At 62.7% G+C, this 21,931-nt stretch carries 23 protein-coding genes; 13 read left to right on the top strand and 10 right to left on the bottom strand.

The genetic code is table 11. The features are described from left to right. Positions 1-70 precede the first annotated feature (70 nt). Genes kce through NL532_RS19695 form a run of 3 tightly spaced genes read right to left on the bottom strand, consistent with a single transcriptional unit; the run spans position 71 to position 4,023 of the window. Positions 71-1,000 (bottom strand): 3,5-dioxohexanoate:acetyl-CoA acetone transferase, encoded by a 930-nt coding sequence (gene kce / locus NL532_RS19705; protein WP_023711469.1) that lies wholly within the window; start codon positions 998-1,000, stop codon positions 71-73. Between the two features lie 10 nt (positions 1,001-1,010). Next, on the bottom strand, positions 1,011-2,384 hold the full coding sequence (locus NL532_RS19700; protein WP_023829936.1) for an aminotransferase family protein: 1,374 nt from the start codon (positions 2,382-2,384) through the stop codon (positions 1,011-1,013). Position 2,385: 1 nt separating this feature from the next. Next, positions 2,386-4,023 (bottom strand): N,N-dimethylformamidase beta subunit family domain-containing protein, encoded by a 1,638-nt coding sequence (locus tag NL532_RS19695; RefSeq protein WP_023690162.1) that lies wholly within the window; start codon positions 4,021-4,023, stop codon positions 2,386-2,388. A gap of 169 nt (positions 4,024-4,192) precedes the next feature. On the opposite strand from NL532_RS19695, the gene NL532_RS32225 reads away from it, so the two are divergent. From NL532_RS32225 to NL532_RS19670, 5 genes are all read left to right on the top strand, one after another. Continuing rightward, positions 4,193-4,441, top strand: a complete 249-nt coding sequence (locus NL532_RS32225) for a ParB N-terminal domain-containing protein (RefSeq protein ID WP_023669061.1) — start codon at positions 4,193-4,195, stop codon at positions 4,439-4,441. A gap of 115 nt (positions 4,442-4,556) precedes the next feature. Further along, positions 4,557-5,513, top strand: a complete 957-nt coding sequence (locus tag NL532_RS19685; RefSeq protein WP_023829935.1) for an alpha/beta fold hydrolase — start codon at positions 4,557-4,559, stop codon at positions 5,511-5,513. Between the two features lie 186 nt (positions 5,514-5,699). Then, positions 5,700-6,098 carry a GFA family protein gene (locus tag NL532_RS19680; protein ID WP_023684918.1) on the top strand — a complete coding sequence of 133 codons (399 nt, stop codon included), beginning with the start codon at positions 5,700-5,702 and terminating at the stop codon, positions 6,096-6,098. Positions 6,099-6,214: 116 nt separating this feature from the next. After that, positions 6,215-6,406 carry a hypothetical protein gene (locus tag NL532_RS19675; RefSeq protein ID WP_023669058.1) on the top strand — a complete coding sequence of 64 codons (192 nt, stop codon included), beginning with the start codon at positions 6,215-6,217 and terminating at the stop codon, positions 6,404-6,406. A 281-nt stretch (positions 6,407-6,687) separates the two neighbouring features. Further along, on the top strand, positions 6,688-7,752 hold the full coding sequence (locus NL532_RS19670) for a glycoside hydrolase family 25 protein (protein WP_023825095.1): 1,065 nt from the start codon (positions 6,688-6,690) through the stop codon (positions 7,750-7,752). Positions 7,753-7,755: 3 nt separating this feature from the next. Here NL532_RS19670 and NL532_RS19665 read toward each other — a convergent pair whose 3' ends face one another. Continuing rightward, positions 7,756-7,908 carry a hypothetical protein gene (locus NL532_RS19665; RefSeq protein ID WP_155923882.1) on the bottom strand — a complete coding sequence of 51 codons (153 nt, stop codon included), beginning with the start codon at positions 7,906-7,908 and terminating at the stop codon, positions 7,756-7,758. On the opposite strand from NL532_RS19665, the gene NL532_RS19660 reads away from it, so the two are divergent. After that, the gene (locus tag NL532_RS19660; RefSeq protein WP_023700830.1) at positions 7,907-8,413 is read left to right on the top strand and encodes a DUF2314 domain-containing protein; all 507 of its coding nucleotides are present in this window, start codon (positions 7,907-7,909) and stop codon (positions 8,411-8,413) included. The two genes, NL532_RS19665 and NL532_RS19660, sit on opposite strands and share 2 nt — an antisense overlap. Before the next feature lie 21 nt (positions 8,414-8,434). On the opposite strand, the gene NL532_RS19655 is transcribed toward NL532_RS19660, so the two are convergent. Further along, positions 8,435-9,361, bottom strand: a complete 927-nt coding sequence (locus NL532_RS19655; RefSeq protein WP_023731194.1) for a LysR family transcriptional regulator — start codon at positions 9,359-9,361, stop codon at positions 8,435-8,437. Between the two features lie 104 nt (positions 9,362-9,465). On the opposite strand from NL532_RS19655, the gene NL532_RS19650 reads away from it, so the two are divergent. From NL532_RS19650 to NL532_RS19640, 3 genes are read left to right on the top strand one after another with little or no spacing between them, the layout of a single operon-like run. Then, the gene (locus NL532_RS19650; protein ID WP_196813891.1) at positions 9,466-9,639 is read left to right on the top strand and encodes a hypothetical protein; all 174 of its coding nucleotides are present in this window, start codon (positions 9,466-9,468) and stop codon (positions 9,637-9,639) included. Positions 9,640-9,667: 28 nt separating this feature from the next. After that, the gene (locus tag NL532_RS19645) at positions 9,668-10,276 is read left to right on the top strand and encodes a class I SAM-dependent DNA methyltransferase (protein WP_023694158.1); all 609 of its coding nucleotides are present in this window, start codon (positions 9,668-9,670) and stop codon (positions 10,274-10,276) included. Further along, the gene (locus NL532_RS19640; RefSeq protein WP_023829934.1) at positions 10,273-11,157 is read left to right on the top strand and encodes a DMT family transporter; all 885 of its coding nucleotides are present in this window, start codon (positions 10,273-10,275) and stop codon (positions 11,155-11,157) included. The genes NL532_RS19645 and NL532_RS19640 overlap by 4 nt, the downstream gene beginning before the upstream one ends. Positions 11,158-11,177: 20 nt before the next feature. Here the strand turns inward: NL532_RS19640 and NL532_RS19635 are convergent, their stop codons facing one another. Continuing rightward, on the bottom strand, positions 11,178-12,119 hold the full coding sequence (locus tag NL532_RS19635) for a phosphoribosylaminoimidazolesuccinocarboxamide synthase (RefSeq protein WP_023684926.1): 942 nt from the start codon (positions 12,117-12,119) through the stop codon (positions 11,178-11,180). 163 nt (positions 12,120-12,282) lie between these two features. Here NL532_RS19635 and NL532_RS19630 point away from each other — a divergent pair, with 163 nt between their 5' ends. The 3 genes from NL532_RS19630 to NL532_RS19620 are packed head-to-tail and all read left to right on the top strand — an operon-like array spanning position 12,283 to position 14,413. Further along, the gene (locus NL532_RS19630) at positions 12,283-13,254 is read left to right on the top strand and encodes a DUF3592 domain-containing protein (protein ID WP_023829933.1); all 972 of its coding nucleotides are present in this window, start codon (positions 12,283-12,285) and stop codon (positions 13,252-13,254) included. Positions 13,255-13,266: 12 nt separating this feature from the next. Next, positions 13,267-13,803 carry a hypothetical protein gene (locus NL532_RS19625; RefSeq protein ID WP_245270394.1) on the top strand — a complete coding sequence of 179 codons (537 nt, stop codon included), beginning with the start codon at positions 13,267-13,269 and terminating at the stop codon, positions 13,801-13,803. Positions 13,804-13,807: 4 nt separating this feature from the next. Further along, the gene (locus tag NL532_RS19620) at positions 13,808-14,413 is read left to right on the top strand and encodes a hypothetical protein (protein ID WP_245259856.1); all 606 of its coding nucleotides are present in this window, start codon (positions 13,808-13,810) and stop codon (positions 14,411-14,413) included. A gap of 23 nt (positions 14,414-14,436) precedes the next feature. Here the strand turns inward: NL532_RS19620 and NL532_RS19615 are convergent, their stop codons facing one another. From NL532_RS19615 to NL532_RS19605, 3 genes are read right to left on the bottom strand one after another with little or no spacing between them, the layout of a single operon-like run. After that, a complete protein-coding gene (locus NL532_RS19615) occupies positions 14,437-14,643 on the bottom strand; it encodes a type II toxin-antitoxin system HicB family antitoxin (RefSeq protein ID WP_023669048.1) in 207 nt (68 codons plus the stop codon). Positions 14,644-14,647: 4 nt separating this feature from the next. Further along, on the bottom strand, positions 14,648-14,848 hold the full coding sequence (locus NL532_RS19610) for a type II toxin-antitoxin system HicA family toxin (RefSeq protein WP_023669047.1): 201 nt from the start codon (positions 14,846-14,848) through the stop codon (positions 14,648-14,650). A 6-nt stretch (positions 14,849-14,854) separates the two neighbouring features. Next, positions 14,855-18,619 (bottom strand): vitamin B12-dependent ribonucleotide reductase, encoded by a 3,765-nt coding sequence (locus NL532_RS19605; RefSeq protein ID WP_023829931.1) that lies wholly within the window; start codon positions 18,617-18,619, stop codon positions 14,855-14,857. 732 nt (positions 18,620-19,351) lie between these two features. Here NL532_RS19605 and gltX point away from each other — a divergent pair. Then, positions 19,352-20,725: a glutamate--tRNA ligase gene (gene gltX / locus NL532_RS19600; RefSeq protein ID WP_023684934.1), complete on the top strand. Its 1,374-nt coding sequence runs from the start codon at positions 19,352-19,354 to the stop codon at positions 20,723-20,725. Here gltX and NL532_RS19595 read toward each other — a convergent pair. Beyond that, entirely contained in the window at positions 20,643-21,839 is a 1,197-nt protein-coding gene (locus tag NL532_RS19595; RefSeq protein WP_023711450.1) for a DUF2865 domain-containing protein, read from the bottom strand. The genes gltX and NL532_RS19595 overlap by 83 nt on opposite strands. Between the last annotated feature and the right edge of the window lie 92 nt (positions 21,840-21,931).

The following is a 21,931-nucleotide window of genomic DNA, read 5'->3' as shown; positions in this document are numbered from 1 at the left end:
CCTTGAGGGGGAGATGGCCGGCAGGCCAGAGGGGGGTGTGCCAGAACGCCATCATCGCAGATCAATCATCTCAAAACGCCACCCTATCGCCACCCTTCAGCGCCAGCATCTCGCGCGCCTCGGTCGGCGTTGCGACTTCCAGCGACAACCCGTCGAGAATGGCGCGTATCCTGCGCACCTGATCGGCATTGGATTTCGCCAATTGCCGTCCATCGTAGAGACTGTCCTCCAGCCCGACGCGGACATTGCCGCCCATCGCCGCCGCGATCGAGATCAGGGGCATCTGATGGCGGCCGGCGGCGAGCACCGAGAACTGGTAGCTGTCGCCGAACAGCTTGTCGGCGATGCGCTTCATATGGATGAGATTGTCGGGATCGGCGCCGATGCCGCCGAGAATGCCGAGCACGAACTGGATGAACAGCGGCCCCGACACCAGCCCGCGGTCGCGAAAATGCGCCAGCGAATAGAGATGGCCGACATCGTAGCATTCGAACTCAAAGCGCGTGCCGCAGCCCTTGCCGAGCTTTTCGAGCACGCCTTCCATATCGGCAAAGGTGTTCTTGAAGATGGTGTCGCGCGTGGCTTCGAGCAGCTTTGGTTCCCACTCGTGCTGCCACTCCCTTGGCTTGTCGAGCATCGGGAACAGCGCGAAATTCATCGAGCCCATGTTGAGCGAGCACATTTCCGGCTCGGCCCGCAGTGGTGCCGCCAGCCGCTGGTCAAGCGTCATCAGCGACGAACCGCCGGTGGTGATGTTGATCACCGCATCGGTCGCTTGCTTGATGCGCGGCAGGAACTGCATGAACACCTCAGGATCGGCGGTCGGCCGGCCGTCTTTGGGATCGCGGGCGTGGAGATGCAGGATTGAGGCGCCAGCCTCGGCCGCCGCGATGGCGTCGGTCGCGATCTGGTCCGGCGTCACCGGCAGATAGGGCGACATGGACGGGGTGTGCACCGAGCCAGTGACCGCGCAGGTGATGATGACTTTCCTCGGCGCCATTCTTTAGCCCTCAGCCTTCGACCGGCAGGTCGAGTTCGGCGGCCAGAACTTCCAGCGAATCGCCGATGATGGAAATGATCTCGCCGACCTCTTCAGCCGTGACGATCATCGGCGGCGCCACCATGAAATTGTCGCCGTCTACACCGCCCTTGACCCTGCGGCCGTAGATGATCAGCCCGCGCTCGTAGGCGAGGTCGAGCAGGCGCTGCGTGGCTTTCTTGCCCTGTTCGATCGGCCGTAGAGTTTCGGGATCGGCAACCATCTCGGCGCCGGTGAGCAGGCCTTTGCCTCGGACATCGGCGATGAACGGAAAACGCTTCGCCAGCCCTTTCAGCCCGTCCATCAGCACGTCGCCCATCGCGGCGGCATTGGCGATCAGGTCGAGGCGGTCCATCTCGCCGAGCACGGCGAGCCCGGCCGCGCAGGCGAGCGGATTGCCAGCATAGGTGTGGCCATGCTGGAAGCCGCCCGACGCCAGCAGCGGCTCGACCAGCCGCATCGGGGCGGCCAGCGCGCCGAGCGGCGCATAGCCGGAGCCAAGCCCCTTCGACAGCGCGACGATGTCGGGCTTGCAGTTCCAATGGTCGCCGCCAAGGAATTTTCCGGTGCGGCCGGCGCCGCTCATCACTTCATCATGGATGAGCAGGATGCCGTAGCGGTCGCAGATCTCGCGTATACGCGGATAATAGCTGTCCGGTGCGACGAGGGCCGAAGTCGCCGCACCGCCGATCGGCTCCATGATGAAGGCGAGCACGCTGTCCGGGCCCTCGGCCTGGATCTTCTCCTCCAGCATGTCGGCATAGCGGACGCCGCGCTGCTCCATCGAAAGATTGTCGCGGTCGCGCCATGCCGTCGGCGCCGGCACGGTCGGCATCACCCGTATCATCGGTGTGAACGTTTCGGCCAGCGCATCGTCGCCGGTTATCGAAAGCGAACCCAGCGTGCCGCCATGATAGGAGGGAAAACGCGTGATAACCTTCCAGCGCTTCGGCTGGCCGGTCGCGACCGCCCATTGCCGCGCCAGCTTGATGCAGGATTCCGTCGCCTCCGAACCGCCGGAGACGAAGAAGATTCGGTCCATGCCCTCCGGCAGTTTGCCGGCGAGCTCCCGCGCCAGTTCTTCCGCCGGTTCGTTCTCGAAATGCAGCCGGTAGGCGAAGGTGGCGCGGTCCATCTGCCGCTTCATGGCATCGAGCACGTTGCGGTTGGAGTGACCGATATTGGCGACCATCGGCCCGCTCGATCCGTCGATGAAGCGGCGGCCGTCCTGCGTCCACATATAGATGCCTTCGGCGCGGTCGATCAGCGGCCGGCGCAGGCTGGAGAGGTAGAACAGGTGCGATGGCGCGCGCGTTTCTGAACCAGTTGATGAGGGCTTCTGCATGTCAGGACTTTCCGAGGTAGCGATCGATTACATTCCTGGTCACGCGCTCGACCATCGGATCCTGCCTGAGCAGGCCGGCCACCCATTCGCAGCTTCCGGCGTGGAAAACCTCGCCCTTGCCGCGCGGGAAATTGACGATCATGCCGTTGCCGCGTTTGACTTTTTCCAGATTGGCGTCGGTCGCCTCGCCAAATAGCGTTTCGGCCGTAAAGCGGCCATCCTCGTCGGTGAGAAACTGGTCCTCGATCGGGATGTCGGCGCTTTCCTCGACCTGGCTCGCCATGCCGACGGCCAGCACCTGCAGCCCGTCAGGCGCACCGCTGTCCGGTGTCGGATAGGGCAGGCCGCCGCGGATCTCGAAATCGAGCCCGTCGACCTCATAGCCATAGACATGGCTGTCGGCGCCAAGCAGGTCGCCATAGTACATGCCGGTGCCGGCAAAGGCCCAGTGCTCGGGCCGATAGACCGGAAAGCCGCGCATGCCGCGCGGTGCGCATCCGCCCCAGCCGGCATAGACGCCGCGCGTCGCGTTGAGGCCGAACGTCATTGCGCCGGGACGACCGATCTCAGGCGCTTCCCAGGAGTTGGTGGCGCGGGTGACGTCGCCGCCATAGGCCGGGTCTTCGGCGCGCGCCCGGTATTTGTAGCAGACCTGCCGCCGGCCTTCGTCCTCGAGCCTGGTCTGCCACATGAAATTGCCGGCAAAGCGCGCCGCATGACCGCCGCGCTCGACGTAGCTGTCGACGGCGTCTCGCATTTCCCAGGTCCAGTACTCGTCATGGCCGACGAAGACCACACAGTCGTAGCCGTCGAGAATCTCGGGCGAGAAGTGCAAATCGTGCTGGCTGGCGAGATCGACGCCATAGCCGGCCCGCTCGGCAAAGCGGAAGAAGTGGCTGTCATAGCTCGCCCAGCCGGAGGAGGTGTATTTCTTCGAATGTCCGGTGGCGTACGCCCATTCCATGTGCGGATAGCGCGGCACTGTTTTCGGCGGCACCGCAACCTCCAGCGGCACGCGCGGCGCATCCTTGGGCAGCACCACGAAGCCGCGGCACCAGGGCCGCTGCGTCGACACCATGCGCGCATATTGGTCGCGGCCCGGGCCGGTGATGCCCTGATAGGCGTTGGAGCCGCCCCAGGTGTTGTAGGACAGCCAGGTGCCCGTCGCCGCCACCTGCAGCACGCGACCGGGCTTTTTGCCGGGCAGGGGCGCGACGATGATGAGGTGGTGGCAGTGGATCGGCTTGCCGTCGCCGCCGTCCGCCGTCAGCGTCAGCCGGTAGGCGCCGGACGGCCAATCCTTGCCGATGCTGAATTGAAACGACGCCTCCCAGCCGCAGCCTTCGACCGAGCACTGGTCGGGCGTATCCTGCCAGCGCGCCGAAAGCCCCGTTTGCTCGAAGACTTTTGTCTCGCTGCCGCCGTCGCGGACAATGACAATGCTGAAGCGCGGCACTCTCGAACTGACATGCAGCGTCACGGTCTCGCCGGCGCGGTAGGAAAAGCGGTTGGAATAACACCAGATCTCGCCGCGCTCGCCGTCCATTCCCGGCCATTCATAGTAATGGCCGCGCACTGCCTCGCGGCGCTGCTCGGGCGTCAGTCCGAAATCGGGAAATTCGGTCGGCAGTTGGGTCATGAACACCGGAAAAGTGACAGGCCGCCATTTCGGCCATCTGCCGGCCAAGCGTCAAATGGAAACGATCGGGCCAGCAATTGCATACGACACAATTGCTTGGCCGCTCTTGGCCGCACCCGGCAAACCGACTATCTCAGGCGAGGCGGCATTTTCCGCCTCGGGAGCCGGTATGCTGAGAGTGCAGAAGGTCAAGGTCGACGAAATCTACGTGCCGACGGCGCGCAAGAAGACGCTGCATCCCGAAACGGTCCGGCATCTGGCCGAAGACATACTGGAAAACGGCATGAAGACGCCGATCCAGGTTCGCCATGACGGCAAGCGCCACATCCTGGTCGAGGGCCTGCACCGGCTGGAAGCCGCCAAATGGCTCGGCGAGACCGAGATCGACGCCTATCTGGTGCAAGCCAAGCGCCACTGAGGCGCGCGACCGATCGACAACAGCCAAACCGATCATTCTTCCGCGGATTTTTTCGCAGGGCATGTCGGCACGCGGCGTGCTCGCTCGTCCTTGGGGGGAACCTGAGGAGACCGACATGTCCAGACGAATCTATTTCGCCATTCTTGCCTCGGTCGCTGCCTTGTTTGCAGCGCCCGGCCCAGCCAATGCAGAGGAGACCAAGCCCGCCATGACCACCGAAGCAACAGCCATGCCGAAGCCGGAAAAGTCCGGCTTGCTGCCGATCGACGGCCTGAATTACTACTATGCCGTCTATGGCAAGGGAGAACCGCTGCTTCTGCTGCATGGCGGCCTTGGCACGTCGGACATGTTCGCGCCGCTGCTGCCGAAGCTGGCGGAAAACCGCACCATCATTGCCGTCGACCTGCAGGGCCATGGCCGCACCGCGCTCGGCGAGCGACCCTTCAGCCTGGAGGGGATGGGCGACGACATGGCTGGTATCGTCAAGGCGCTCGGCTATGACAAGGTCGACGTGCTTGGCTATTCGCTGGGCGGCGGCGTCGCCTTCCGTATGGCCGTTCAGCATCCCGAGACGGTGAGACGTCTGGTCCTGGTCTCGACCGGCTTCGCCGCCAATGGCTTCTATGACGAGATGCGCGGCCAGCAGGCGCAGGTGAGCGCGGCCGCCGCCGATTTCATGAAGGACACGCCGATGTACAAATCCTACGTCGCCGTCGCCCCACGTCCCGACGATTTCCCCAAACTGCTCGACGCGCTGGGCAATTTCATGCGCAAGGATTACGACTATTCCACCGATGTGGCGAAGCTGAAGATGCCAGTTATGCTGGCCTATGGCGACAGCGACATGTACAAGCCCGAGCACGAGATCAGGTTCTACCAGATGATCGGCGGCGGGCTGAAGGATGCCGGCTGGATGCGTGAGAACCTGTCGCAGAACCGGCTGGCCATCATTCCCAATCGCACCCACTACGACGTCTTCTTCGCACCGGAGCTGACGGCCGCGGCACTGCCCTTCCTCAATGGCGAAACCAAGGTGAAGACCTGGGACGAAGTCCTCAGCGAAACGAAATAGCTTGCCTGAGATACATGCCGGCCGTCTCGAAGAGGCGGCCGGCTTTTTTGTGCCTGCGAAACCACGAAGCCCTGGCGCAGCCATTAGTCCTATCGGCGCAATCGATGGCGCCATCAGGGCTTTTCAATTGACCGAAAGGTACCTGTCGATATCATCAAGAGACCTTCAGTGTGATGGGTTCGAATGATGACGAAATACCAGGGCGGATGCCATTGCGGGGCAGTGCGCTACGGCACCGAGGCGGCGCCGCTCAATCAGCGCGTCTGCCATTGCCGGCGCTGCCAGAAGGTGATCGGCGCGGCCTTCAACGCCCGCCTTTTGTTTCGCATCGACGATGTCACCGTCGAGGGAGAGGTGGCGACGGTCAACACCTCTCCGGACCTCAAGCGCGGCTTTTGCGCCGCTTGCGGCACCACGCTGTTTTCCCGACGCGACTCCGCCGGCATCGTCGGCATCACCACCGGCTCGCTCGACGATCCCTCGCTGTTCAAGCCGGAGATGCATATGTGGACCGCCTCGAAGCAGCCCTGGCTGCAGCTCGATGACGGCCTGCCGCACCATGAAGGCGCGCCGCCTCCGAACTGACGCCGGCCTTACCGGAAATTAATCCCGAAACCACGACATAGCCGGCAAAGCGTCATTGGCGGGCCATGATTGGCTGCCTATCTATCGTCTGCGGGCCGGTATCGAGGAGACGACCGATGAGCGACAGAATCAGCACCCTGGACGAGCTTTTGAGCGATCCGATGGTCCTCCTCGTCATGGAGCGTGACCGCGTGCGCCCCGAACAGGTTCGCCTGCTGCTCGAACGTGCCCGCCGCCCGGCGGCCGACGCCGTGCCACCGGCGCATGTGGTGGCGAAAAGCTGCATGCAGCAATGGCTGGGAAGGTAAGGGCTTCCCCTTCTCCCCTTGTGGGAGAAGGTGGCCGAGCGAAGCTCGGTCGGATGAGGGGTGTTCCAGGGAACGCCAACGCCTCACTCCGCTGGAACACCCCTCATCCGTCTCGGCGCTACGCGCCGATCCACCTTCTCCCACAGGGGGAGAAGACAAGAGGGCCAATTCCTAACAACTTGATTCAAACTTTGTTGGTAATTTCTCGTTAGTAATCGAGGCCGGTTTGTCCGGCGGCGTCTGTTTGCCTTCGGTCTGTTGTGTTTTGCGTACAGGTCCAGATGCGGATTTCAGCCGTCGTCAGTTTCATGTTGGCATCGCTGTGGCTTGCCGGCTGTTCGTCCACAGCGGGCGTCGATGGCTTGCAACCGTCGAACGAGACGACCAGTTCGGTCGTGCGTCCGAGCGCGCCGGTCGCAGCGGCTCCGGCGGAGACCGCCGACCTCGCGCCGATGCGGTCCGACATGGTGGCCGACAACGCTGTGGCCGACAATGCGCCGCCCTTTTCCATGGTCGAGGAAGAAGAGGCCATCGTCGCGGGCACGCCGCAGGGGAGCACCAGACCACAGCTCGAGCCCGCCGCTCTGATGTCTGCGCCGAAGCGGTTGACGCGCGCGGCGCCGGCCATGCTGGCCTCGCCGGTCACCCGCTACGGTTTCCGCGACGCCAAGCCGATCAATTTCGGCAAGGCTTCGCCACGCTACCTTGCCGTCCACGGCGTCGACGTCTCGCGCTGGCAGGGCAATGTCAACTGGGGCAAGCTGCGTACCCAGGGCGCCAACTTCGCCTATATCAAGGCGACCGATGGCGGCGACCATCTCGACCCGATGTTCATGAAGAACTGGCGCAATGCCGACGCCGCCGGGCTGAAGCGCGGCGCCTATCATTTCTTCTACTGGTGCCGCACTGCGGGCGAGCAGGCCGACTGGTTCATCCGCAATGTGCCGAGGGTCGAAGGCGCGCTGCCACCGGTAATCGATGTCGAGTGGAACGGCGAATCTTCCTGCAAGCGGCGGCCGTCGCGGGCCACCGTGCTGGAAAAGATGAAGGTGTTCATGGACAAGCTGGAGCGCCATTACGGCCAGCGGCCCATCATCTACACCGCACCGGATTTCTATCGCGACAATCTCAAGGGTGCGTTTCTCGATTATCCGTTCTGGCTGCGCGCCGTGGCGCGGCATCCCTCAAAAGTCTATCCCGGCCGCAAATGGCTATTCTGGCAGTACTCCGGCTCCGGCCTGTCGCACGGCGTGACCGGCCGCATCGACCTCAACGTCTTCCATGGCGACGAGCGCGCCTGGCGGGCATGGGCAGGCGGGCAGACGACCGTCGCCGACGCCGATTGAACGTCAGGCCCGGTGCCGGTGCGCCTGCGCTGCCTGCCGCTGCGCCTTGGGTTGAATTTTCAGCGTCTCGCTAACGATCCGCTCACTGTGTCCTTTAGCGGTATCGCAACAGCCTTCCGGTAACGTGCCCGTGATCGGGTTTTCGGAGGGATCCATGCGCAATCCAGTTGTGGCTGTCGCACTTGCCGCCGCCGTCGGCTACGGGTTTTTCAGTTCGCTCGGCCACATGCCGGGCGGAAGTGGCGCTTCGCTGGCGGAGTCGAAGCAGAACGTCGTGTCCTATTCCACCGAGGACAAGGCGATGCAGGCCGCCAAGGACAGCGGCCGCTCGACCCTCAAGCGCTTCCACGAACTGATGGACGCCGGCACGCCGGGCACCTACACGGTAAAATTCCCGCTGACCCAGAACGGCGCCACCGAGCATATTTGGCTGCAGCTGGTGGGCTACAGCGAAGGCTCCTATATCGGCCTGCTTGCTGACGTGCCGGTCAATGGCAACAAGTACAAGATGGGCGACAGGATGACGGTAACCGAGGCCGACGTCGAGGACTGGATGATCAAGAACGGCAAGGTGATCTACGGCGGCTACACCACGCGCCAGGCGCTTGCGGATATGCCGAAGGAGCAGGTTGCAAAGTACGGGTTGACCTTCAAGGACTGAGGGTTGAGGCGCGGGCGAGTTTTATCGCGGGCCTAGAGGGCTGTCGCGCTTTTCGCGTTCGCGTATCTCTGCCGTCTGCGCCAGCACCCAGTCGCGAAACACCTTGATTTTGGGCGCGTTGCGGCGGCTCTCCAGATGCACCAGCCAATAGCCGTCGCCGTCCGATCCAAGCACGCCGAATGGCTGTATCAACTGGCCCTTTTCCAACAGGGCGCTGTAAAGGTTTTTGGTCAGGATCGCGGCGCCCTTGTCGGTTAGCGCCGCCATCGCATCATAGGCCTGCGTACCCAGTTTCGGGCCAGCGATGACGCGATCGGGCTCGAACGGCACGCCGGCAGCCTTGAACCAGATTTCCCACCAGGGATCGTCGGCACAGCATAGCGGCAGTTGGTAGAGATCCTCGGGGCGGTGGATGCCGCCGACGCTTTCGGCGAGTCTCGGGCTGAGCATCGGCGTATAGTCCGCCTTGAACAGATAGTGAGCCGTCAGTCCCGGCCAATTTCCACTGCCGGTGCGAATGCCGACATCCATGTCGCCGCGCGTGAAATCGACCAGCCCGTGCGATGTATTCACCTTCACGGCAAGGTCGGGATGCATCAGCTGGAATGTTCCAAGCCATACGGCCAGCCAGTTCGATGCGAAGGTTTCCATCGTCGTCACCGACAGCACGCCGGTCGCTCCACCCTTGGTGGCGACCCATGCGTCGGCCAGGGTCGAGAACGCGCCTGTTGCGTGCGGCGCCAGCTGCTGTCCGGCCTCGGTCAGCGCGATCTGCCTTGTTTTTCTTACGAAAAGCGGCGTTCCGGCACGTTCTTCCAGCACCTTTATCTGATAGCTGGCAGCTGATTGGGTCATGCCGAGTTCTTCGGCTGCCTTGGTGAAACTGCCCAGCCGGGCCGCGGCTTCAAAGACCCTGATGGCTCCTAATGGTGGCAGTTCCCAGCTCATGACGCATCAATCCTGCTGATGCATACTACGCGACGTTCGATTGGAAACCAAGCCCGGAAAACGGCATGCTGCATTCATCGGATCAAACCCTGGAGGATACGGCAATGACCACCACCATCGCTCTCTACAACACGCTTCGCCGGCCGATGCTCGACCTCTTCACCGCGCCGTTCAGACCTCGCAAGCACGGCCTGCTCGACCGCCGCTCGCTGTCGGATCATTTCCTCAGGGATATCGGCATGCTTGACGGACGCGTGCCTCCCGGCACCATTGGCTAAGCAAGCTCTTTGACCAGGGGAGGGAAAGATGACTGTGTTATCCGAGGATCTGGCGAAGAGCCGACAAACGATCAACGCCTATGAGGACTATGCCGAACGCTACGACGCTCTGGTGCGGCACGTTCCGAACCAAAGAGAACAGAAATGGCTGAAGCGCCTGGTGAAGATCGCCGGCAAAGGTGGCCGGATTCTTGAAGTCGGTTCGGGACCCGGATACGATGCGGACTTCGTCGAAGGGCTCGGTGTCCAGGTTCGGCGCACAGACGCAACGAAGCGGTTTCTCGAGTTGCAGGCCGCACGCGGCAAGCATGGTGAGTTTCTCGATCTCATCACCGACGATCTCGGCGGCCCCTACGACGCGGTGCTCGCATTGTGCGTCCTGATCCACGTGCCGCGCGAGCAGGCCGACCAGGTGCTTGCCAAGATTGCCGGGTCGCTGCGGCCGGGCGGCGCCTTCCTCGTCTCGATGCGCATTGGCGACGGCGAGAAGAGCGGCGAATATCATACGGTCTACTGGCGCAGGGACGACTTCGCGGCCCGCCTCGAAAACGCCGGGCTGGTCCTTGTCGGAGACGAATTCAACGTCGGCCGCGATCGCGAAGAGTGGACCACCTTTCTGGCTGTGAGGCCGTCATGACGCGCCGCGGACTGTTTTTGTTCGTGCTGCTCAGCCTCCTGTGGGGCATTCCCTATTTGTTGATCAAGCTGGCGGTTGCCGAGGTGTCGGTGCCCTTCCTGGTCTTTGCCCGAACAGCCGTCGGCGCGCTCGCGCTGCTGCCCTTCGTCCTTGTCCAGCGCAGTTTCGGATGGCTGAAGACACATTGGCCGGCGGTCGCCGCATTCTGTCTGGTCGAGATGATCCTGCCATGGGGGCTGATCACCCATGGCGAAGTCAGCATCGACAGTTCCACCGCGGGACTGCTGATTGCCATGACGCCGGCCGTAACCGTCGCGATCTCAAAGCTGATGGGTTCGGATGAGCGGCTGGGGATACGCCGCTGGACCGGCCTTTTCCTCGGTTTTGCCGGTGTCTTCGTGCTGGCGCTGCCGACCTTGGGTGGCGGATTTCTCGCGGTCGTCGAGATTCTCATGGCCGCGGCCTGCTATGCCTCGGGTTCGATCATCGCGTCGCGCTGGCTCAACGATTTGCCGGCAACCTCGCTGACGGCAGTCTGTCTGGCAGGGGCCGCGCTGATCTACGCCGTGCCGGCGGCGTTGGCCTGGCCGGCGGCCATGCCGTCGACAATGGTGGTTGGCGCAATCCTCGGTCTTGGCGTGTTTTGCACGGCGATTGCCTTCGCCACCTACTTCCTGCTGGTGCGGGAGATCGGCCCCGAACGGGCGGTCGTCATAACCTATGTGGCGCCCGCCGTCTCCGTGGCAGCCGGCGTGCTCGTCCTTTCAGAGCCGCTCGATATCGGCATTGTAGCGGCTTTCGCGCTCATCCTGTGCGGATCATATCTCGGCACGTGGCGCGCTCCGCCAGAACCGTCCGTGTCCGCGACCTCGGCAAGTTGACCGGCGGCCGCCAGCCGCCGTCAGAAATAAGGGCGCAGGTTCTCGCGAATGCGGTCCAGCACCGTCTTTCCCGAGATATCGGCGGTGAAGGTCTTGCCGGTGATGGTCTCAAAGGCCTGCGTATAGACACGCGACGTCTGCTCGATGAGTTCGGCGGGGATTTTCGGAATACGGTCCTTGTAGGGATCGCAGCGTGCGGTTACCCAGGCGCGAATAAAGTCCTTGTCGAAGCTTTGCGGCCGCTCGCCTGCCTTGAAGCGCTCCTCATAGCTTGCCGCAAGCCAGTAGCGGCTGCTATCGGGCGTATGGATTTCATCGGCAAGGACGATGGCGCCATCCTTGTCCGTGCCGAACTCGTATTTGGTGTCGACCAGGATCAGGCCGCGCTTGGCGGCCAACGCTTTGCCGCGCGCAAACAGCGCCAGCGCATAGCGCGAGACGGTGTCCCATTGCTCTTCCGACAACAGGCCGCGCGTCAGGATCTCGTCACGCGTCAAGGGCTCGTCATGGCCGCCATCGAGCGCCTTGCTGGTCGGCGTGATGATGGCCTGCGGCAGCTTCTCATTGTCGCGCAGTCCGTCCGGCAGGCGGATGCCGTACATATCGCGTTCGCCGTTCTTGTATTTCGTCAGCACCGAAGTGCTGGTGGTGCCGGCGAGGTAGTCGCGAACAACGATTTCCACCGGCAGAATGTCGAGCCTGGTGCCGACGACGACATTGGGGTCGGGATAATCGAGCACATGGTTGGGGCAGATGTCCGCCGTTTCCTCGAACCAGTAGCGCGCCGTCTGGGTCAGCAGTTCGCCCTTGAGCGGGACAGCGGTCAGGATCACATCGAAGGCGCTCAGCCGGTCGGTGGCGATGATGATGCGGCGGCCATCCGGCAGATCGTAATTCTCGCGGACCTTGCCTTTGTAGTGGTTCGGGAGTTCCGGAATGAAGGCATCCGAGAGAACGCGCAGTGCTGTCATCCTGGTCTCATGGCTCCTAACAGTTTGGGCGACTCTTAACAAAGTTGGCGGGGCTTCGATACCCGAGGAAGGGCGGTTCGTCCTTTGCGAATAATCAAGACATTGCCTTCGCCGTGCTATCTATTTGCAGCTTCCGGCACTCCTGGGGGACGCGGTGGACGTAGAGCTCAAATTTCTGATTGTCGGATTTGCCTGCGCGATCGCGGGCGGTCTGTCGTTCATCACCTTCGTCAAATGGCGCGAGGTGCAGGCGATGAGCCACTGGCTGCCGGCGCCGGGCAAGATCATCTCGTCGCGCGTCGAGGCGCGTGAAGTCAGAAGGTCGGGCGTCGGCTCGGACAGCAGCGACACCACCGAGATGCGCAATTTTCCGGCGATCACCTTCGAATACAAGGTCGGTAAAAAGAAATTTCAAAGCTCGCGCTACAGCGTGAAGGAGAATCTGGGGAATTTCGAAGTCACCGAAACCCTGGCGCAGTTTCCCACCGGCGCTGAAGTGACCGTCTTCTACAATCCGGCCGATCCGGGCAAGGCCGTGATCGAACGCACCCTGCCGGACGGCGCCTTCAAGTTCATGGTCAAGCTCTCGGCCGGGCTGGTGATCGGCACGGTGGTGCTGGTGTTTTCGCTCGGTGGCGTGCTGGAGGCGATCCGGCCGCACCTGCCCAAGCCGCAGAACCTCGGCGCCGGAGCGCTGCTGCTGTTCATGGGCCTGATGATCCTGCGCATGGCCTTCGTCCAGAAGTCGCTTGCCGAGCAGGCGTCTAAATGGCCGGTCGCCCCCGGCCGCATTGACTCCTCGGGCCTGCAGACGCTGCGAAACTACAGCAGCCATCGACGCTGGAGCACCGTCTTCAAATCCCGCATCGTGTACAGCTACGGCGTCGCAGGCCAGCACTACACCTCAGACCGCGTCACCTTCGGCGCCACGGTCACCGCTTCAATGCCCGGCCTCGTCAGCGGCCAGGCGCGCAGCTATGCCGAGGGCGGCAAGGTCGACGTGCATTACGACCCAGCCAACCCCGCCTCGGCAGTGCTCGAATGCAGGGTGCGCGGGCTTTGGCTGCTGTGGGTCTGTTCGGCCGCGTTTCTGGGCGGCGCGGCGTGGCTGGTCGGTTTTATCTGAGGCGCCACTTTCATGACGAGACATCCAATGATCGTCCGCAGGCTGGCCGTCGTTTGCCTGGCTCTGCTCGGCGCCGTGCAGGCAGCGAGCGCAAAAGAATGTCTGCTCAGCCATGCCACCTACCGCGAGCCGCGTTCGGGCGCGGTGATGCAATTCCGGCCGCTGAACAATGAGCCGGCGGCACTGACGGCCGAAGTGTTTTCGGTGACCGTGCCCAACACCGACACGCGCTTGCCGGCCGACATCACCTGGACCAATGGCAAAAATTCGTTTCCGCTCGGCACCATCCGCCACGCCTGCACCGACGACGACCGCGAAGCGGGGCTGGAGGACGGCAGCGGCATGTGCCGGATATGGATGGGCCAGGTCTATGCCTTGACCGGAGGCGGCGCCGAGCAGCTGAATTCGCGCGAAGCGACACCGGCGCCGAAAGGGCTGTTGCTGCCCGATTTCGGCGCGGGCTTCACCGAATTTGCCGATTTCGCCAATGCCAATCCGGACGGCTCGGCGTGGGACGCCTTCACATTGACAGGATGCAGCGATGAATAGCGCCATGAGACCGATTGTCTGGATCTGCACGCTGTTTGCCTCGGCGACGATATCAGCCGCAGCGCGGGCGGACGAGCCGGCGCCATCGCGCCCGCCGATCGACAAATGCGTCTGGGAAAAAATGGCCGACAAGACGGTTGGGCTGGCCGCCTGGGTGCAGCGCTGCGATTTCGGTTTTCGCCAGATCCACTTCGAATTCGTCGGCAACGCGCTCGCCATCAAATACAGCGATGGCGGCGCGCCCGATCCGCTGGTCGAGGTGTTCGACATCAAATCAGGCGAAACCGCCGAGGCCGCGGTGTTGCGCCTGTTGCTGGAAAAGACCGACAAATCAGTCAGCGCCCGCTGCGTGCTGACGCCCTACACCGAGGGCACCGTGCCCGCGGGCGTCAAACGCTACACATTCAGCCCCGATGCTGCCTATGCGAAAGAGCTGAAGGCGCTAGCCAATGACGAAGTTCCCGAACCGCCCTGCGGCGACTGGGGCGAAATGCCGGATGGTATTCAGTATTTCGAGGCGCCGGCGGGTGAGGGGCGGAGGGTGCTGTTCGTTCGGGCGGGGCAGGACGAGCCGCTGTTCGACGATCAGACGCTGCGGGTGCCGGGATAGGATGTTGTCCTGAAGGCTACCGCTTATGCCTCTACGTATTCCGCGAGACTGATTCCTTTGGGCACCTCCAGCCCATCGGCACGCAAGCCCTCGATGTGAAAGCGTATAGCGTCGCGAATTTCGATTTCTACTTCTGGCACGGTAGCACCAGTTGCGATGCAGCCGGGTAGGTCCGGCACATAGGCAGAGAAATTGTTGCCTGCTTTTTCAATCACCACCGCGTAACGCATACAATCACTCCTTCAAACCGGACTGCTTGAGGATGCTGTTCAGTGTTCCTGGCGCAACCTCTTCAGACGGTTTGCCGGCCACGGTGACGCGGCCGGCTTTGGTTTTGTGCTTATATTGGCGATGGCTGCCCTTGGTTGCAACCAGATACCAACCGTCGGTCTCCAGCAGGCGAATGACTTCGCGGACTGTAAGCCGAGGCGGCATGAGTTCTCAGCTGCACCCGCTCGTCGATCCACAAGTATCGCACTTCTCGCACGTTCCGTTCCGCACCATGGTGAAGTTGTGGCATTCCGAGCATTCGTTGCCGGTGTAGCCTTGCATCAAGGATTGCTGACGGCGCGTGGAGGCAAGCGCCTTTGCCTCGGCCGCTTCTTTCGCTGCTTCGTCGGTGAACAAACCGGTGAGGTCGGCTGCCTCCTCGGAAACAATATCTTCGACCAGTTCCTTGGCTCGCTCCTCATAGTCGCGCTTGTAGGCGATGGCTTCGTCGCTTGCTGGTTTAAGCGCCAACACGTTGGAGCCTGAGAACGCAGTTGGAGTGACCCGGGCCGGGGCCGCGGCAGGTGATCCGGCAAAACCCTTGGGTTCGCCACCTAGGCCAGACACCAACTTGACCGGCGAGGCGCCGCGGGTAAGGCCCTTCGAGAACGGCGTCGCCTTGCCTTCGTTGATGCCGCGTCCGAGCGCCGTCTTGTCGAAATCCGACTGGTCGACATGGGCGAGGTCGTGGCGGCCGAGGTAGGACACGGCGAGTTCGCGGAACACGTAGTCGAGGATCGACGTCGCATTCTTGATCGCGTCGTTGCCCTGCACCATGCCGGCCGGCTCGAATTTGGTGAAGGTGAAGGCCTCGACAAATTCCTCGAGCGGCACGCCATATTGCAGGCCAAGCGAGATGGCGATGGCGAAGTTGTTCATCATCGCTCGGAAAGCGGCGCCTTCCTTGTGCATGTCGATGAAGATCTCGCCGATGCGGCCGTCGTCGAATTCGCCCGTGCGCAGGTAGACCTTGTGGCCGCCGACGACTGCCTTCTGGGTGTAGCCCTTGCGGCGATTCGGCAGTTTTTCACGATCGCGGTAGAGGCGTTCGATGACGCGCTCGACGATCTTCTCGGTGACCTGCACGGCACGCTGTGAAGCGGGCGCCGCGATCAACTGCTCGACCGCGTCGTCCTCGTCGTCCTCGCTGTCGGCGAGCAGCGACGAATTGAGCGGCTGCGACAGCTTCGAGCCGTCGCGATAGAGCGCGTTGGCCTTCAGCGCCAGCTTCCACGACAGCATGTAGGCGCCCTTGGCGTCTTCCACCGTCGCATCGTTGGGCATGTTGATGGTCTTGGAGATGGCGCCGGAGATGAAAGGCTGTGCCGCCGCCATCATCTGGATGTGGCTGTTGATGGACAGCGAGCGCTTGCCGATCTTGCCGCACGGGCTGGCGCAGTCGAACACCGCGAGATGCTCGGCCTTGAGGAAGGGCGCGCCTTCCAGCGTCATCGCACCGCAGACATGGATGTTGGCGGCTTCGATGTCCTTCCTGGAGAAGCCGAGCGCCGGCAGCATCTCGAACGAGAAGTCGTTGAGCTGCTCGTCGGTGAAGCCGAACGTCTCCTTCACCCAGTCGGCGCCGAGCGTCCACTGGTTGAAGACGAACTTGATGTCGAAGGCCGACTTCAGTGCTGCATTGAGCGCCGCGATCTTGTCGTCGGTGAAGCCCTTCGCCTTGAGCGAGCCGGGGTTGACCGCCGGCGCCTGGTTCATGTTGCCGTGACCGACCGCATAGGCCTCGATCTCGGCGATCTGGCTTTCTGAGTAACCCAGTGTGCGCAGCGCTTCCGGCACGGCGCGGTTGATGATCTTGAAATAGCCGCCGCCGGCAAGCTTCTTGAACTTCACCAGCGCGAAGTCGGGCTCGATGCCGGTGGTATCGCAATCCATGACCAGGCCGATCGTGCCGGTCGGCGCAATCACGGTCGCCTGCGCATTGCGGTAGCCATGCTCTTCGCCGAGTTCGATGGCGCGGTCCCAGGCAGCCTTGGCGTGCGCGGCCAGTTCCTGCTGCTTCAGGTCGGACGCGACCAGCGGCACCGGATTGACGGCGAGCTTCTCGTAGCCCTGCTTTTCGCCATAGGCGGCACGGCGATGGTTGCGCATGACGCGCAGCATGTTCTGCGCATTGCGGTCGTAGTCGGCGAAGGCGCCGAGCTCGCCGGCCATCTCGGCCGAGGTGGCATAGGCGACGCCGGTCATGATGGCGGTGAGTGCTGCGCAGATGGCGCGGCCCTCGTCGGAATCATAGGGAATGCCGGACGTCATCAGCAGGCCGCCAATGTTGGCATAGCCGAGGCCGAGCGTGCGGTATTCGTAGGACTGCTTGGCGATCTCCTTCGACGGAAACTGCGCCATCATCACCGAGATTTCGAGAACGACGGTCCACAGCCGCACCGTGTGCTCGTAGGCGGCGATGTCGATCGTGCCGTCGGCATTGCGGTAGGGCAGCAGGTTGATCGAGGCCAGGTTGCAGGCCGTGTCGTCGAGGAACATGTATTCCGAGCACGGATTGGAGGCCCGGATCGCACCGGCCGAAGCGCAGGTGTGCCAGTCGTTCATCGTCGTGTTGAAATGCAGGCCCGGATCGGCCGAAGCCCAGGCGGCGTAGCCGATCTTCTCCCACAGGTCGCGCGCCTTCAGCGTCTTCAGCACCTTGCCGTCCTTGCGGGCGGTGAGGTGCCAGTCGGCATCGTCCTCGACGGCGCGCAGGAAATTGTCCTTCAGCGACACCGAATTATTGGAGTTCTGGCCGGAAACGGTGAGGTAGGCGTCGGAATCCCAGTCGGTGTCGTAGGTCTTGAACGACATCGAGGTGTAGCCCTGCTTGGCGAACTGGATGACACGGTAGATGTAGTTCTCCGGCACGGCCGACTTCTTGGCCGCCTTGATCTCGCGCTTCAGCGCGGTGTTGATCGACGGGTCGAAGCAGTCGTCATCATGGCCTTCGCAGTTGATGCAGGCCTTCATGATCGCTTCGAGATGTTTTTTCACGATCTTGGAGCCGGTGACCAGCGACGCCACCTTCTGCTCTTCATTGACCTTCCAGTCGATGAATTCCTCGATATCGGGATGGTCGGCGTCGACAATGACCATCTTGGCCGCACGACGCGTGGTGCCGCCCGACTTGATGGCGCCCGCCGCGCGGTCGCCGATCTTGAGGAAGCTCATCAGGCCGGACGAACGGCCGCCGCCCGACAGCTTTTCGCCTTCGCCGCGCAGCATCGAGAAATTGGAGCCGGTGCCCGAGCCATATTTGAACAGACGCGCTTCACGCACCCACAGGTCCATGATGCCGCCTTCGTTGACGAGATCGTCCTGCACGCCCTGGATGAAACAGGCATGCGGCTGCGGATGCTCGTAGGAGGACTTCGACTTGGTCAGCTTGCCGGTAAACGGGTCGACATAATAGTGGCCCTGGCTCGGACCATCGATGCCGTAGGCCCAGTGCAGGCCGGTGTTGAACCATTGCGGCGAGTTCGGCGCAACGCGCTGGGTGGCGAGCATATAGGCGAGTTCGTCGCGGAAGGCGCTCGCGTCTTCTTCCGACTTGAAGTAGCCGCCCTTGTAGCCCCAATAGGTCCAGGTGCCGGCCAGCCGGTCGAAGACCTGGCGGGCGTCGATTTCGGAACCGTAGCGCTCGGCTTCCGGCAGCTTGGCAAGCTCGGCCTCGTCGGCGACGGAGCGCCACAGGAAGGAGGGGACGTCGTTCTCCTCGACCTTCTTCAGGCGCGCGGGCACGCCGGCCTTGCGGAAATACTTCTGCGCCAGGATGTCGGCGGCAACCTGCGAGAACTGCGCCGGCACATCGATATTGTCCAAGCGGAACACCACCGAGCCGTCCGGATTCTTGATCTCCGAAAGCGCCTTGCGGAATTCGATCTCCGCGTAAGCTGATTGGCCTGGCTTGGTGAAACGACGCTCGATGCGCATTGGTCCGGTCCCTTTTGTCTATATATAGCGCTTTTCCCCGGGGATTTCTGCCCCCAATGCGAAACGCGCATGTCCGCCGTCTGCCGGCGTTCGAAAACACCGGCTCTCCTTGTGGCAGTCTTCGTCGCCTTGCCGGTCGAGCTTCTTACGAAGCCGCTGTTCCAACTCTGCGCCGAACCCTGCGGTTCCCTCAAAACTGAATTTTTCCTCGATTCCCTCGACCGAGGGAAATTCACATTATCTAGCGTCGAACTTGCCTGCAAACACTAAATATAGTGTTAACAGACAATTTATTCCAGTCCGACAAATCTCCCTTTTCGCTCCCGAAGCCCCCACGATCCAACGCTTCCGCCAGCCTCGTAAACAGGCGGAAATCATGGCCAAAACGCACAAAATCCGGGAAAAATGACCGGGCTCGAAACTCTCCGGTCGCGCCCTCAACAAGAGCACATGGCACATAAAAGGCGACTCGGTTTGCGTCGTCAAGGATTCGTTTGCGTAGCTTTTGTGACCCCAACATCTTGTGTGTCACATATGTGGATAACGGGGACAAAAAGCGGCTGAGGAAAGCCCGATTCTGCCGGCGTGGACCGCTGGTGAGCGGTTCACCCGAGACAGGCCCGGCCGGATTCTGGCTCACAGCCTTTTCATTTTAGCTGGCGTGCATTATGTCTTTGGCGTCGCGCGGGGGCGCGTCTTGTCAATTCCAAGAGCATCCGTTACGCCCCGCCCATGACAGTTACCGTCCGTTTTGCCCCCTCACCAACCGGCCGCATTCATATCGGCAATGCCCGCACCGCCTTGTTCAACTGGCTGTTTGCCATGAACAACAAGGGCCGTTTCATTCAGCGCTTCGACGACACAGACATTGCCCGCTCGAGGCAGGAATTTTCCGACGCCATCCTCTACGACCTGCACTGGCTGGGGATTTTTCCCGACGCCACCGAATACCAGTCGCGGCGCTTCGAAACTTACGACGCGGCGGTGGAGCGGCTGCAGAGAGCCGGCGTTGTCTATCCCTGCTACGAGACCCCCGAAGAACTCGACCTGCGCCGCAAGGTGCGCCGCACGCGCGGCCTGCCGCCGGTCTATGGCCGCGAGGCGCTGGCGCTTTCGCAGCAGCAGATCGCCGAATACCGCTCCGATGGCCGCCGGCCGCACTGGCGCTTTCTGCTGCCGAATTTCACCAGCGATCCGCTGCAGCCCGAACGCACCGAAGTGCACTGGAACGATCTGGTGCGCGGCGAGGAAACCGTCGATCTGGCCTCACTGTCCGATCCGGTGCTGCGGCGCGAGGACGGCACTTATCTCTACACGCTGCCTTCGGTCGTCGACGACATCGAGATGGGGGTCAGTCATGTCATCCGCGGCGACGACCACGTCACCAACACCGGCGTGCAGATCGCGCTGTTCAAGGCATTGGGCGCCGAGCCGCCTGTCTTCGGCCACCACAATCTCTTGACCACGGCCTCGGGCGAGGGCCTGTCGAAGCGCAGCGGTGCGCTGTCGATCGAAAGCCTGCGCGAGGAGGGCATCGAACCGATGGCTGTGGCTTCGCTGGCCGTCCTTGTCGGCACCTCGGAAAATGTCGCAGCGGTGCATGACATGCCGGCACTGGCCGCGCGCTTCGATCCCGCCGCCACGTCGAAATCGGCGGCCAAATTCGACCCGGACGAGCTGTTCGTGCTCAATCGTGCGCTCATGCACCACATGCCGTTTTCCGAGGCGCGGGATCGGCTGATCGTGCTCGGCATCTCCGGCGACAAGGCCGAGCCGTTCTGGCTGGCGGTGCGCGGCAATCTCGACCGGCTGAGCGACGCGGTCGGCTGGTGGCGCATCCTTGCCGACGGCCCGCAGCCCGCGCCGGAATTTTCCGACGAGGATCGCGACTTCCTGCAGCAGGCCTTCGACCTGTTGCCGGAAGAGCCGTGGACCGGTACGGTCTGGAAAGACTGGACGGCCAGGATCAGGGAAGCCAGCGGCCGCAAGGGCAAGGCGCTGTTCATGCCGCTCAGGCTGGCGCTTACCGGACTTGCTTCCGGGCCGGAGCTTGCAGATCTATTGCCGCTGCTGGGTCGGGAAGGAACGCTGGCCCGACGACCCTGACCTTGCGCTGGTCCGGCGGGATCAGCGACACCGGCGACACCACCGGCTTGACGGCAAGGCGCTTGATGGCGGCGCGGTCGAGCCCGCCTTGTACGTTCGCCAGCGTCTCCGGATCCGCGCCCGGATCGGGTTTGGCCGCCGGCACCGGAATGAACGGCGTGGTCTCAATATCGGGCTGAAACTGCTCGGGCGGTGGCGGGTTACCGCCGATGATCTTGAAATTTCCGGCCTGCGCGTTGCAGCCACATGCCTGCGGCCGCGACTGGTTGGGTTGTTTGTAGAGATAGGCGGTAGGCAACTCGCTGTAGGGCCTCCCGGTCACCGACGACGTCATGTTGGCCGAATCGTCTTCCATGCCGCGCGAATAGAACACCTGCATTTCGGTGCCGGGGCAGCTCGATTCGCAATTCTTCTGGTCGCGCTCGAAATCGCCGAGCGAAGCCGAGTTCGACATCGGGAAGAAATAGCCGTCGCAGGTGCGCACGCAGCTCGTATGGAACTCGCCGCCGACCGTCGGGAAATCCGGCACGCCGGGCTGATTGAGCACCCGGCGCACATTGCGCTCCTCGCCGGGATCATCGGGCTGATCGAGCGTGTCGATCTGCCGGTTGCCGCCGAAAAGCTGGTCGAACAGATTGCCGTCGTCGGGTTCGCGGCTGGCTTCCTGCAGCGGCTCCCGGCGCGGCGCGGGCTCGTCACGGCAGCCATTGGCGTCGAGCGCGGCCAGGATGCGGCCGCGGTCGCGCCGCGAGCCGCCGCCGGCAAGCTGCGCGCGCTTGGCTTGCAACGCATCGAGATTGGCGTTCATGCGATCGATGCTGCTGTTCAGCGCAGCACATTGGCTGACATTGCGCGAAAACAGCGAAAACCCGCAATTCGCATCGCTCGCACGACCGCGCACCTTTGATAGCTGTTCGAACTGGCGGGAGATGGCCTTGTCATACTTCCGCACCATGCTGGAATTGCCGCCGCCATTCGATGAAGAAGCAAGCTCGGCTTCCAGTTGACGGCAAACGCGGGAGGCGGCCTGCGGTTCAGTGGTGGCGACGGCCGAAAGCACAAGCGCTCCGAGCAGCGCAGCCAGGTGCTTCAGCCTCCATCGTCCGCCCGTCATTGCCCGAACCCCGCTTGCCTGCCTGTCTACCGGATTCGCGGTTAACCGTTCCCTCAATCTACAACCAAAGATGGTCTTAGCCCATAGACGCG

The sequence above is a fragment of the Mesorhizobium sp. C120A genome (assembly GCF_030323105.1).
Classification (GTDB): domain Bacteria; phylum Pseudomonadota; class Alphaproteobacteria; order Rhizobiales; family Rhizobiaceae; genus Mesorhizobium.
This window is presented reverse-complemented; position numbering and strand designations above follow the sequence as displayed.

Excerpts from the sequence above, each read along its gene's own strand:
- NL532_RS19605 (WP_023829931.1), bottom strand. The coding sequence starts at position 18,619 with ATGCGCATCGAGCGTCGTTTCACCAAGCCAGGCCAATCAGCTTACGCG.
- NL532_RS19680 (WP_023684918.1), top strand. The coding sequence starts at position 5,700 with ATGACGAAATACCAGGGCGGATGCCATTGCGGGGCAGTGCGCTACGGC.
- NL532_RS19685 (WP_023829935.1), top strand. The coding sequence starts at position 4,557 with ATGTCCAGACGAATCTATTTCGCCATTCTTGCCTCGGTCGCTGCCTTG.
- NL532_RS19675 (WP_023669058.1), top strand. The coding sequence starts at position 6,215 with ATGAGCGACAGAATCAGCACCCTGGACGAGCTTTTGAGCGATCCGATG.
- NL532_RS19595 (WP_023711450.1), bottom strand. The coding sequence starts at position 21,839 with ATGACGGGCGGACGATGGAGGCTGAAGCACCTGGCTGCGCTGCTCGGA.
- NL532_RS19645 (WP_023694158.1), top strand. The coding sequence starts at position 9,668 with ATGACTGTGTTATCCGAGGATCTGGCGAAGAGCCGACAAACGATCAAC.
- kce (WP_023711469.1), bottom strand. The coding sequence starts at position 1,000 with ATGGCGCCGAGGAAAGTCATCATCACCTGCGCGGTCACTGGCTCGGTG.
- NL532_RS19625 (WP_245270394.1), top strand. The coding sequence starts at position 13,267 with ATGACGAGACATCCAATGATCGTCCGCAGGCTGGCCGTCGTTTGCCTG.
- NL532_RS19650 (WP_196813891.1), top strand. The coding sequence starts at position 9,466 with ATGACCACCACCATCGCTCTCTACAACACGCTTCGCCGGCCGATGCTC.
- NL532_RS19610 (WP_023669047.1), bottom strand. The coding sequence starts at position 14,848 with ATGCCGCCTCGGCTTACAGTCCGCGAAGTCATTCGCCTGCTGGAGACC.
- NL532_RS19670 (WP_023825095.1), top strand. The coding sequence starts at position 6,688 with ATGCGGATTTCAGCCGTCGTCAGTTTCATGTTGGCATCGCTGTGGCTT.
- gltX (WP_023684934.1), top strand. The coding sequence starts at position 19,352 with ATGACAGTTACCGTCCGTTTTGCCCCCTCACCAACCGGCCGCATTCAT.
- NL532_RS19700 (WP_023829936.1), bottom strand. The coding sequence starts at position 2,384 with ATGCAGAAGCCCTCATCAACTGGTTCAGAAACGCGCGCGCCATCGCAC.
- NL532_RS19655 (WP_023731194.1), bottom strand. The coding sequence starts at position 9,361 with ATGAGCTGGGAACTGCCACCATTAGGAGCCATCAGGGTCTTTGAAGCC.
- NL532_RS19695 (WP_023690162.1), bottom strand. The coding sequence starts at position 4,023 with ATGACCCAACTGCCGACCGAATTTCCCGATTTCGGACTGACGCCCGAG.
- NL532_RS19660 (WP_023700830.1), top strand. The coding sequence starts at position 7,907 with ATGCGCAATCCAGTTGTGGCTGTCGCACTTGCCGCCGCCGTCGGCTAC.
- NL532_RS19615 (WP_023669048.1), bottom strand. The coding sequence starts at position 14,643 with ATGCGTTACGCGGTGGTGATTGAAAAAGCAGGCAACAATTTCTCTGCC.
- NL532_RS19640 (WP_023829934.1), top strand. The coding sequence starts at position 10,273 with ATGACGCGCCGCGGACTGTTTTTGTTCGTGCTGCTCAGCCTCCTGTGG.
- NL532_RS32225 (WP_023669061.1), top strand. The coding sequence starts at position 4,193 with ATGCTGAGAGTGCAGAAGGTCAAGGTCGACGAAATCTACGTGCCGACG.
- NL532_RS19620 (WP_245259856.1), top strand. The coding sequence starts at position 13,808 with ATGAGACCGATTGTCTGGATCTGCACGCTGTTTGCCTCGGCGACGATA.
- NL532_RS19665 (WP_155923882.1), bottom strand. The coding sequence starts at position 7,908 with ATGGATCCCTCCGAAAACCCGATCACGGGCACGTTACCGGAAGGCTGT.